This window comes from Sphingobium sp. FW306-1B-F04DB (assembly GCF_058781925.1).
Map to the genome: position 1 here is coordinate 1 of NZ_JBYSXE010000076.1, position 10005 is coordinate 10005.

Annotated in this window: 9 protein-coding genes; 5 read left to right on the forward strand and 4 right to left on the reverse strand. The window is 65.2% G+C overall.

Annotation, left to right across the window (positions count from 1 at the left end; genetic code table 11):
* Positions 1 to 181 precede the first annotated feature (181 nt).
* The 3 genes from AC3WJD_RS20795 to AC3WJD_RS20805 all read right to left on the reverse strand — a co-directional run bounded on the left by AC3WJD_RS20795 (position 182) and on the right by AC3WJD_RS20805 (position 3937).
* Complete coding sequence (locus tag AC3WJD_RS20795) at positions 182 to 1924, reverse strand: flotillin family protein (RefSeq protein WP_492748668.1); 1743 nt, start codon at positions 1922 to 1924, stop codon at positions 182 to 184.
* A 5-nt stretch (positions 1925 to 1929) separates the two neighbouring features.
* Entirely contained in the window at positions 1930 to 2553 is a 624-nt protein-coding gene (locus AC3WJD_RS20800) for an OB-fold-containig protein (protein WP_492748669.1), read from the reverse strand.
* 229 nt (positions 2554 to 2782) lie between these two features.
* Complete coding sequence (locus AC3WJD_RS20805) at positions 2783 to 3937, reverse strand: acyl-CoA dehydrogenase family protein (RefSeq protein ID WP_492748670.1); 1155 nt, start codon at positions 3935 to 3937, stop codon at positions 2783 to 2785.
* 207 nt (positions 3938 to 4144) lie between these two features.
* Here AC3WJD_RS20805 and AC3WJD_RS20810 point away from each other — a divergent pair, with 207 nt between their 5' ends.
* The 3 genes from AC3WJD_RS20810 to AC3WJD_RS20820 all read left to right on the forward strand — a co-directional run bounded on the left by AC3WJD_RS20810 (position 4145) and on the right by AC3WJD_RS20820 (position 7636).
* Complete coding sequence (locus tag AC3WJD_RS20810; protein ID WP_492748671.1) at positions 4145 to 5149, forward strand: fumarylacetoacetate hydrolase family protein; 1005 nt, start codon at positions 4145 to 4147, stop codon at positions 5147 to 5149.
* Between the two features lie 92 nt (positions 5150 to 5241).
* A complete protein-coding gene (locus AC3WJD_RS20815) occupies positions 5242 to 6426 on the forward strand; it encodes an acyl-CoA dehydrogenase (protein WP_492748672.1) in 1185 nt (394 codons plus the stop codon).
* A gap of 4 nt (positions 6427 to 6430) precedes the next feature.
* Positions 6431 to 7636: a CaiB/BaiF CoA transferase family protein gene (locus AC3WJD_RS20820; RefSeq protein WP_492748673.1), complete on the forward strand. Its 1206-nt coding sequence runs from the start codon at positions 6431 to 6433 to the stop codon at positions 7634 to 7636.
* Here AC3WJD_RS20820 and AC3WJD_RS20825 read toward each other — a convergent pair.
* On the reverse strand, positions 7633 to 8538 hold the full coding sequence (locus tag AC3WJD_RS20825; protein WP_492748674.1) for a LysR family transcriptional regulator: 906 nt from the start codon (positions 8536 to 8538) through the stop codon (positions 7633 to 7635). The genes AC3WJD_RS20820 and AC3WJD_RS20825 overlap by 4 nt on opposite strands.
* Positions 8539 to 8631: 93 nt before the next feature.
* Between AC3WJD_RS20825 and AC3WJD_RS20830 the strand changes: the two genes are divergently transcribed.
* Together AC3WJD_RS20830 and AC3WJD_RS20835 are read left to right on the forward strand one after the other, a co-directional pair.
* On the forward strand, positions 8632 to 9648 hold the full coding sequence (locus tag AC3WJD_RS20830) for an NAD(P)H-binding protein (RefSeq protein ID WP_492748675.1): 1017 nt from the start codon (positions 8632 to 8634) through the stop codon (positions 9646 to 9648).
* A 121-nt stretch (positions 9649 to 9769) separates the two neighbouring features.
* Positions 9770 to 10005, forward strand: a 236-nt coding sequence (locus tag AC3WJD_RS20835) for a hypothetical protein (RefSeq protein ID WP_492748676.1), incomplete at its 3' end; no start/stop codon positions are given.

Consider the following 10005-nt stretch of genomic DNA (forward strand, 5'->3'; position numbering starts at 1 on the left):
GACCCGCCATCATGAATGCCCCTGCCTATCCAACAACGGCATATACAATGATACTTACTTCAGTTCCAGATGACTAGCTTCAGCATTCATGAACACGAGCTCCGAGGAAAAATTGCCGAAGTCTGTGTTCATGGATCCCGGATCAAGTCCGGGATGACGACATCAGCGGCCGCTGGTCTGCCTATTCGGCCACCTCGCTTGCATCCTCGGCCTCGGCGGGGCGGCCGCGCGTCTTGACGCGCTTGGGCTGCACCGGCGGCTCATCGCTGTCGGAAGGCCGCGTGGCGCCGGCGACAAGGCTGTCGAGCGTCGACCCGTCGAAGCCCAGCTCCTTCATCAGTCCGTCGATCACCGGGGCCTGCGCGCGGTAACGCAACGCTGCGGCCACCGCACTGTTGGCGAGATTGCGTTCGCCGCCACCGTCGCCGTCATTGGCGGCGCCGTTCCCGCCGCCCTGACCGGTGAGGCCATCGACCTGAACGATCCTGATGCTGTCGATCGCTTCCATCGGCTTTGCCGCCTCGCGCACGACTTCGGGCAGCACCTTGAGTAGCGCGAGCTTGGTCTGGAGCGATATCTGGTTCGACGAGAGCAGGTTCGCCGCCTCGTTGACCGCACGCTGGCCCGCCGCTTCCACCTCGAAGCGGACTCGTGCCGCCTCGGCGCGGAGCTTCTCGGCCTCGGCCTCGCCGCGCGCGGCCTCGAGCACCGCCTCGGCGCGGTCAGCGGCGGCCTGCTTTTCGGCATCGGCCTCGACCTTGACAGCGATTGCCTGACGTTCGGCTTCCTTCGAAGCCTCGATCAGCTCGATCTTCTTGGCACGTTCGGCAATCTCGGATTCGCGTGCGGTGGAAACCTGTTCTTCGGCGGCAACAGCCTCTGCGCGCGCCTTGTCTGCAATGGCACGCGCCTGGCTTTCCTCGCGGCTCTTGTTCTGGACCGCGATCTGCTGTTCCTGCCGGGCGATCTCGATCGCCTGTTCCTGCGCGATCTTGGCCTGCTGAACCGCGCGGTCGGCCTCGATCTGGCTGGCGTCGGTCATCTGCTTGGCTTCGATCCGCGCCTGATCGGCCTCGCGCTGGCGCTCGGCCTGCTGGCGCGCGACGACCGAGATCTGCTCGGCGCGGCGCATCTCGACCTCGCGCTCCTGCTCGAGCTTCGCGAACTCGTTGTCGCGTGCGATGATCAGCGACTGGCGTTCGGCCTCGAGATTCTTGGACTCGATCTGGACGCGGGTGTCCTGCTCGATGTCATTGCGGGCCTTCTTGCGCAGCTCGATCTGCTCGGTGAGCTTGGTAAGGCCTTCGGCGTCGAAGGCGTTGTTGGCGTTGAAATGCTCGATCGAGGTCTGGTCGAGACCGGTGAGCGACACCGATTCCAGCTCGAGCCCGTTCATCGCCAGATCGGCCGAGGAGACCTGCTGCACTTTCTGGACGAAGTCGGCGCGCTGCTCGTGGAGCTGGTTCATCGTCATGCCCGCGGCGACCGAGCGGAGCGCGTCGACGAACTTGCCCTCGACCAGTTCCTTCAGCGCCTCGGGGTTCATCGTGCGAAGCCCCAGCGTCTGCGCCGCGACCGCGATCGAGCCCGCATCGGGCTTCACCCGGACATAGAATTCGGCCTTCACGTCGATGCGCAGCCGGTCGAGCGTGATGAGCGCATCGGCATTCTTGCGTTCCACCGCCAGCCGCACCGTGTTCATGTTGACGGGCATCGTCTCGTGGAAGACGGGGAGGACAAGCGCGCCACCGTTCATCACGACCTTTTCGCCGCCGAAGCCCGTGCGGACGAAGCCGATTTCCTTGGACGCACGCTTGTAGAGCCGCGCGAGAATGATGCCGAGCGTGATGAGCAGCGCAAGGCCGATACCCGGGATGATGAGGACGGAGAGCAGGCCCCCGCCGCTTTCGACGATCTCGTTCATATGTGTCAGCTATCCAGTTGTGGGAGGAGAGTGCGACCCTCGGTTATCGCTTTGAAGATATGCGCTTCCCGCCGGACGAGGATGATCTCCTCGCCCTCGGTGAAGCTCTGTCCGGCATTGTCGGGTTCGGCCATGACATAGTGTTGCTGGCCGTGATGGTCGCGGACGCGCGCGCGGGCGGGAGAGCCCGCTTCGGCGCGGCCGGTGACGATCACCGCACGCAGGCCCACGAGATCTTCGATGTCGATCGCGGTGGTCTCGTCGCGCGGCAGGATATGCGCGAGCGGCCGTGCGAGCAGGCCGGTCAGCGGCAGCGCCGCGACCGCCGCAACGGGCGCGGCGATCATCGGTGTGATGGTTTCGCCGGTGAGGCCGGCCATCAGTTGCTGGAAGGCGATCCCGATGCTGCCGAACAGCGTCAGTAAGAGCACGAGGAGCATCAGCAGCGGGAGCTTCCCGAAGCCAAGCCAGCCGAGCAGATCGCTGTCGGGCGTGTCGGCGTCGAGACCGAGCCCGGCGCCGCCAAGCCCGATCGCCTCGACCAGCCCGATCAGCGCCATGAGCACGAGCGCGCCGGTGAAGACGATCGTGTCGCCACCGAGCAGGAATGTCACTGCCGAATCCATCATGTCCCCCTTGGCCCTCAGGCTAGACGGAGGTTCGGCGATTCTCCAAGCAAAACCGTCAGCTTGCAGGCATGTGCGGTGCGTCTTTGCGCAATCCGTCATGCTGAACTTGCTTCAGCATCCATGAGCACGACCTTCGACGCGAGATCACCGAGGACCGTGTTCATGGATCCCGGATCAAGTCCGGGATGACGATGTGGCGGCGGTCGGATCGGTGCAGGGCGCCAGGTCTTTAGAGCTTGCGGCCGATCAATTCCTTCATGATCTCGTTGGTGCCGCCGAAGATGCGCGTCACGCGCGCGCCGCGCCAGGCGCGGGCGATGGGATATTCGTTCATGTAGCCCGCGCCGCCATGAAGCTGGAGGCACTTGTCCATCACCTCCCATTGGAGCTCGGTGTGCCAGAGCTTGGCCGCCGCACCCTCTTCGGGGGTCAGCTCCTTCTTCATGTGGCGCGCCAGCGCCCAGTCGAGATGCGCCCAGCCGACCTGGAGCTTCGACTTGAGGTCGGCGAGCGTGAAGCGCGTGTTCTGGAAGTCGATCACGGGCTTCCCGAACGCCTTGCGTTCGCGGACGAACGCGACGGTCTCGTCATAGGCCTTCTGCGCCGAAGCCTGTGCCGACACCGCGATCGAGAGGCGCTCCTGCGGCAGCTCGCTCATCAGGTAGATGAAGCCCTTGCCCTCTTCGCCGAGGCAGTTGGTCATCGGCACGCGGACATCGTTGAAGAAGAGTTCGGAAGTGTCGGCGGCGTCCTGCCCGATCTTGTCGAGATTGCGGCCGCGCTCGAAACCCTCGCGGTCGGCCTCGACGAGGATGATCGACACGCCCTTCCATGCGGGTTGCACCTCGGTGTCGGTCTTGGCGCAGACGAGGATCAGGTCGGCATTCTGGCCGTTGGTGATGTAGGTCTTGGAGCCATTGATGACGTAGTGGTTGCCGTCCTTTTTCGCGGTGGTCCTGATCCCCTGAAGGTCGGAGCCCACGCCGGGCTCGGTCATCGCGATCGCGGTCACGACCTCGCCGGAGACGAGCCTGGGCAGCCAGTGCTTCTTCTGTTCTTCGGAGCCGTAGGAAACGATGTAGTTCACGACGATATCGGATTGGAGCGAGAAGCCCAGCGCGACGCCGCCATTATAGGCGGCTTCCTCGTCGACGATCGCGTTATAGCCGAAGTCGAGGCCGAGCCCGCCATATTCCTCGGGGACGGTGGGGCAGAGCAGGCCGAGTTCGCCCGCCTTGGGCCACAGGGCCTTGTCGACGATCCCCGCTTCCTCCCATTTCGCGGCGTTGGGCGCGACCTCTTCCTGCATGAAGCGGCGCACCGTCTGGCGGAACGCCTCATGGTCTTCCGAATAGGCGGTGCGGGCGAGCTGATCGAGTGACATGGGGATTCCTCTCCGGCAATTCTGCGGTCTTTGGCTTTGCCCTAAGGGAACCCGCATTGACGCCTTCGTCAAGCGGCTTTCCGTAAACGTCAATGCCGTAGCGGAAAGTGGACGGAGTTAGTTGCAGTTGTTACCAGTCGCGCGATTCGGCGATTGGCGGGACGCCTTAGCCGTGCCAAGCTGGACCTGAACAATGGGAGGATATGCATGAAACTGGCGAGCCTGAAATCGGGCCGCGACGGCCGTCTCGTCGTCGTCTCCAACGATCTCGCCTGGTATGCCGATGCCTCCCATATCGCGCCGATGCTGCAAGCAGCGCTCGACGACTGGGACCGCCTCGAGGGCGATCTGCGCAACCTCGCCACCGACCTTGAGCACGATGCCATTCCCAAGGAACGCTTTCACGAGCGCGAGGCCGCGTCGCCGCTGCCGCGCGCCTATCAATGGGCCGACGGTTCGGCCTATGTGAACCATGTCGCGCTCGTCCGTCAGGCGCGGGGCGCCGAACTGCCCGACAGCTTCTGGCACGATCCGCTGATGTATCAGGGCGGCTCGGACGGTTTCCTCGCACCCCGTGATCCGATCCCGCTCGCGGATGAAAGCTGGGGCTGCGACATGGAGGCCGAGGTCGTCGTCGTCACGGGCGATGTGCCGCAGGGCGCGAGCCGGGAAGAGGCGCTTGGCAGCATCCGGCTGGTCGGGCTGACCAACGATGTCAGCTTGCGCAACCTCATTCCGGCCGAGCTTGCCAAGGGTTTCGGCTTCTTCCAGTCCAAGCCCGCAAGCGCGATGTCGCCGGTTTTCGTGACGCCCGACGCGCTGGGGGCACGCTGGAAGGACGGCAAGCTCTCGGGCGCGCTCCATGTCGACTATAACGGCCAGCCCTTCGGTCGCGCCGATGCGGGGGAGGACATGACCTTCGATTTCGGTACGCTCGTCGCGCACGCCGCGAAGACGCGCAATCTGGTGGCGGGCACGATCATCGGTTCGGGCACTGTATCCAACCGCGACGCGGGTGGTGGCCCGGGCAAACCCATTGCAGAGGGTGGCCTCGGTTACAGCTGCATCGCCGAGATCCGGATGATCGAGACGATCCAGTCGGGTAGCGCCAAGACCCCCTTCATGAAGGCGGGCGACACGGTGCGGATCTGGATGGAAGACGAGCATCATCACCCGATCTTCGGTGTGATCGAGCAGGTGGTGAACGGCTGAACGGCGGCTCACGACCGACGAGCCGGGGTTGGCGCGGACGCGCGGCTGCGGCATAGGCAGACGAAACACATCTCTTCTGGACAGGATGCTCGATGGCCGCCTTCACGCCCTTCAAATGGGACGACCCCTTTCTTCTCGACGCGCAGCTGACCGATGATGAGCGGATGATCCGCGACACCGCGGAAAATTATGCACAGAGCAAGCTGCTGCCGCGGGTGCTCACCGCGACGCGCGAGGAGCGCTTCGATCGCGAGATCATGAACGAGCTGGGCGAACTCGGCCTGCTGGGCGCCACGATCGACGGCTATGGCTGCGCGGGCGTTTCCCACGTCGCCTATGGCCTGATCGCGCGCGCGGTCGAGCGCGTCGACTCGGGCTATCGCTCGGCGATGAGCGTACAGTCCTCGCTCGTGATGCACCCGATCTACGCATATGGCACCGAGGAACAGCGCGAGAAGTATCTGCCGCGGCTGGCGACGGGCGAGATCGTTGGCTGTTTCGGGCTGACCGAGCCCGATGCGGGTTCGGATCCGGGCAGCATGAAGACGCGCGCGGTTGCGGCGGATGGCGGTTATCGCCTGACGGGTTCCAAGATGTGGATCACCAATTCGCCGATCGCGGATATCGGCGTCGTCTGGGCTAAGCTCGACGGCGTGATCCGCGGCTTCATCGTCGAAAAGGGCATGGAGGGGCTGAGCTTCCCCAAGATCGAGGGCAAGATGAGCCTGCGTGCCTCGATCACGGGCGAGATTGTCATGGACGAGGTCTTCGTGCCTGAGGCGAATCTGCTGCCCAATGCGCGTGGTCTTGCCGGCCCCTTCGGCTGCCTCAACAAAGCGCGCTACGGCATCGCATGGGGCTCGATGGGCGCGGCGGAGGACTGCTTCCACCGCGCGCGGCAGTACACGCTCGACCGCAAGCAGTTCGGCCGGCCGATCGCCGCGAACCAGATCCCGCAATTGAAACTCGCCAATATGGAGACCGAAATCGCGCTCGGGCTCAACGCGGCTCTCGCGGTCGGCCGCAATATCGATGCGGGCACCTGGGCGCCCGAGATGATCAGCCTGATCAAGCGCAACAATTGTGGCAAGGCGCTCGATATCGCGCGCGTCGCGCGCGATATGCACGGCGGCAACGGTATTGCCGACGAATTCCACGTCATCCGCCATGTCGTGAACCTCGAGACGGTCAACACCTATGAGGGCACGCACGATATCCACGCGTTGATCCTCGGCCGCGCGATCACGGGAATCCAGGCGTTCAGCGCCCAAGGCTGACGGAATGACCGCTCCGCTTCACGGCGTCCGTGTCCTCGACCTGTCCCGCGTGCTCGCGGGTCCCTGGGCGACCATGCAGCTGGCTGACCTCGGCGCCGAGGTGATAAAGGTGGAACGCCCGGGAGCCGGGGACGATACCCGCGCCTGGGGACCGCCCTGGTTCGAGAATGAGGCGGGTGAGCGCGTCACGAGCAGCTATTACCTCTCCGCAAACCGCAACAAGAAGTCGGTCGCGATCGACCTCGCCTCGCACAAGGGGCAGGAGATCGTCCGCGCGCTCGCGGCGAAGTGCGACATCGTGGTCGAAAATTTCAAGCAGGGCGGGCTTGCCGCCTATGGGCTCGACTGGGAGTCGCTGAGGCAGGTCAATCCGAAGCTCGTCTATTGCTCGATCACGGGTTTCGGACAGGATGGCCCGCGCGCGCATGAGGCGGGCTACGACTTCATGATCCAGGGCATGTCGGGACTGATGAGCGTGACCGGCCCGATCGGCGGCGAACCTTACCGGGTCGGCGTCGCGCTTGCCGACGTGCTGACCGGACTCAACGCGACGATCGCGATCCTCGCCGCGCTTCGCCATGCCGAGGCGACGGGCGAGGGGCAGCAGATCGACATCGCGCTGTTCGACGTCGCGGTAGCCTCGATGGCCAATCAGGCACTGGGCTATCTCGTCTCGGGCGAGGCGCCGGGGCGGATCGGAAATCAGCACCCCAGCATCACGCCCTATCAGGGTTTTCCGACCAGCGACGGGCATATCATCCTCGCGATCGGCAATGACGGGCAATTCTCGCGTTTCGTGCGACAGGCCGGACGCCCCGAACTTGCCGACGATCCGCGTTTCACGACCAATGCGCTGCGCACCGCGAACCGGCCAGCGCTCGTCCCGATCATCGCCGAGCTGCTTGCCGCGCGGACGACCGAAGAGTGGATGGCACTGCTGTCCGCCCACGCGGTACCGTGCGGTCCGATCAACGACCTCGACGCGACTTTTGACGACGCGCAGGCTAAGCATCGTGGCCTCAGGCTCTCGATGCCGAGTCCGCACGGCGCCGTTCCGGGCGTGCGCAGCCCGCACCGCCTCTCGGCGAGCCCCGTGGTCGCGCCGCAAGCCCCGCCGATGGTCGGCGGAGACAACGAGGCTGTGCTTTCAGACCTTCTCGGCATGGACGCAGCGGCGATCACGGTGCTGCGGGGGCAAGGAGTGATCTAGGCCGCTTTTCCGCGGGCCGTATAGGCGGACATGCTCGCGACAAGATGGTCGAACACGGCGCGCACACGCGCGACGCGGCGGAGATCCTCGTGCATCGCGATCCACGTCTCGAAGGCGTAGTGGATCGAGCCGGGGAGCACCGGGACCAGATCGGGATCGCGTGCGGCGAGCGCGAGATGGATAAGCCCGATACCAAGCCCGGCGCGCAACGCCGACAGATGCGCGAGATGATTGTCGGTGCGGACCGTGAAGATCTCGCGGCCGAGACCCTCTCCGAGCCGGCCCAGCGCACCGAGGTCCACCGGATCGCGATCGGGACCGATAAGGTCGTGGTCGGGCAGGTCCGCCAAGCTTTCGGGCAGGCCGCGGCGCGCGATATAGTCGCGGTGCGCGAAGAAGCCGAGTTCGACCACGCCCACGCGCCGGGCGGCGATGGCGGCCTGTTTCGGCCGCACCATCCGGATCGCAATGTCGACTTCACGCGTCAACAGGTCCGCCGAAAAGTTGCTGAGGCTCAGCTCGAACACCAGCGCGGAATGCTTTTCGCGCAATGCGGCGAGCATTGGCGGCAGCACCTCCACGCCCACGACATCGGCCGCGCCGATCCGCACCGTTCCGGCCATTTCTCCCGCCGGCGCGGTTGCGGTCCGCGCGAACGCCTCGGACGCAACCGCCATTGCGCGCGCGTGGGGCGCCAGCGCGCGCGCTTCCTCGGTCGGCACCAGCCCGTTCGGTGCACGCGTGAAGAGCACCGCGCCCAGCGTCGCCTCCAGCGCCTCGATCCGGCGGCGCACGGTGGGTTGGGCGACGTGGAGTGCGCGGGCGGCGGCAGAAAGGCTGCCCTGCTCGATCACCGCGAGAAACGTGCGCTGGTCTTCCCAGTCAGGGGCGAATGTACTCATCAATTTTATACTATCAGAACAACAGATTTGAACAATTCCGTTTAGCCGGGGGCACGGGCAGATTGCGGTGATCGAACTGGAACGGAGGTTGTGATGACAAATGATGCAAAAGGTCTGGCGCTCGTGCTTGGCGCGACGGGTGGCGTCGGCGGCGCGATCGCCGAAAGGCTTCTGGCAGGCGGCTGGAATGTGCGCGCGCTGGTACGCGATGGCACGGCTGCTGCTGACCGCTGGGATCGGCCGGGGCCGCGACCGGAGTGGATTGCGGGCGATGCAATGTCGCAGGCGGACGTTGTGCGTGCGGCGAAGGGGGCGGACATCATCGTCCATGCGGTCAATCCTCCGGGCTACCGCGGATGGGCGCGCCTGGTGCTGCCGATGATCACGAACAGCATAGCGGCCGCAGAGGCGGCGGGGGCGCGCATCGTGCTGCCGGGCACGATCTACAATTACGATCCGCTGACCCAGAAGGTTGTCGTCGAGGACAGCGCGCAACCAGGGCTCAGCGACAAGGGCGCGATCCGCGTCCGGCTCGAGGCGATGCTCGAGCAGGCCGGCGCGCGCGGCGTGCGGAGCCTGATCGTACGTGCGGGCGATTTCTTCGGGCCCGGTGCGAAGCAAAGCTGGTTCACGCAGGCGATGATCCAACCCGGGAAACCCGTCAGGCGGATCATTGCACCCGGTCGGGCAGGGGCGGGGCACAGCTGGGCCTATCTGCCGGATCTGGCCGAGGCGGTGGCGCGGTTGCTGGATGCGGAGGATCGGCTCGCGACCTTCGAACGCGTCCATTTTCACGGGCATTGGGATCATGACGGACGCCAGATGATCGAAGCGATCGCGGAAACGGTCGGTCGACCCGACATGGGCGCGTGGCGTTTCCCGTGGTGGCTGACGACGCTTGCCGCACCCTTTTCCGAAACGATGCGCGAGATGCGTGAGATCAAGCCTTATTGGCACAACACTCTCAGGATTGCGGGGTCGCGCATGGAGGAACTGCTGGGTCGCGAGCCGCATACCCCGCTGGAGGAGGCGGTGCGGAGGGCATTGGTTGCGCTCAACTGCCTTGAAGGCGATCGGACGGCTGTCCGAAATATGCTACCCTGTGGCTGAAGGACGCTCCCTGGGGGGCTTGCTGTTACCCGCGTGGAACGATTTTGCGTGATCGTCGTTTGCTGATTTGCGGAACCGTGGGCTGCCGGAGCCCCCGCCGCCATCTCTGGGAGAGACGGACATGAAAAACAGATATCTGGCGGTTTTATTGGTCGGCACCTTGGCGCTCGGCGCCTGCACAACCCCCGAGGAGCCGCCCCCGGCGCCTCCGCCGCCGGCGGGTCCCGGAGCCATTGTAGGCACGGTTGCCGCAGATCGCGACGGCGACGGCGTCGTTGACGGCTATTACACGTCGGATGGTGTCTATCATGCGGTCCAGGGCCCGCCGTGCCCGCCGCCTCCGCCACCGCCGCCCCC

Bases quoted from the DNA above. Each gene is read 5' to 3' on its own strand.
- AC3WJD_RS20815 (WP_492748672.1), top strand. From the start codon at position 5,242: ATGGCCGCCTTCACGCCCTTCAAATGGGACGACCCCTTTCTTCTCGAC.
- AC3WJD_RS20810 (WP_492748671.1), top strand. From the start codon at position 4,145: ATGAAACTGGCGAGCCTGAAATCGGGCCGCGACGGCCGTCTCGTCGTC.
- AC3WJD_RS20820 (WP_492748673.1), top strand. From the start codon at position 6,431: ATGACCGCTCCGCTTCACGGCGTCCGTGTCCTCGACCTGTCCCGCGTG.
- AC3WJD_RS20830 (WP_492748675.1), top strand. From the start codon at position 8,632: ATGACAAATGATGCAAAAGGTCTGGCGCTCGTGCTTGGCGCGACGGGT.
- AC3WJD_RS20825 (WP_492748674.1), bottom strand. From the start codon at position 8,538: ATGAGTACATTCGCCCCTGACTGGGAAGACCAGCGCACGTTTCTCGCG.
- AC3WJD_RS20805 (WP_492748670.1), bottom strand. From the start codon at position 3,937: ATGTCACTCGATCAGCTCGCCCGCACCGCCTATTCGGAAGACCATGAG.
- AC3WJD_RS20800 (WP_492748669.1), bottom strand. From the start codon at position 2,553: ATGATGGATTCGGCAGTGACATTCCTGCTCGGTGGCGACACGATCGTC.
- AC3WJD_RS20795 (WP_492748668.1), bottom strand. From the start codon at position 1,924: ATGAACGAGATCGTCGAAAGCGGCGGGGGCCTGCTCTCCGTCCTCATC.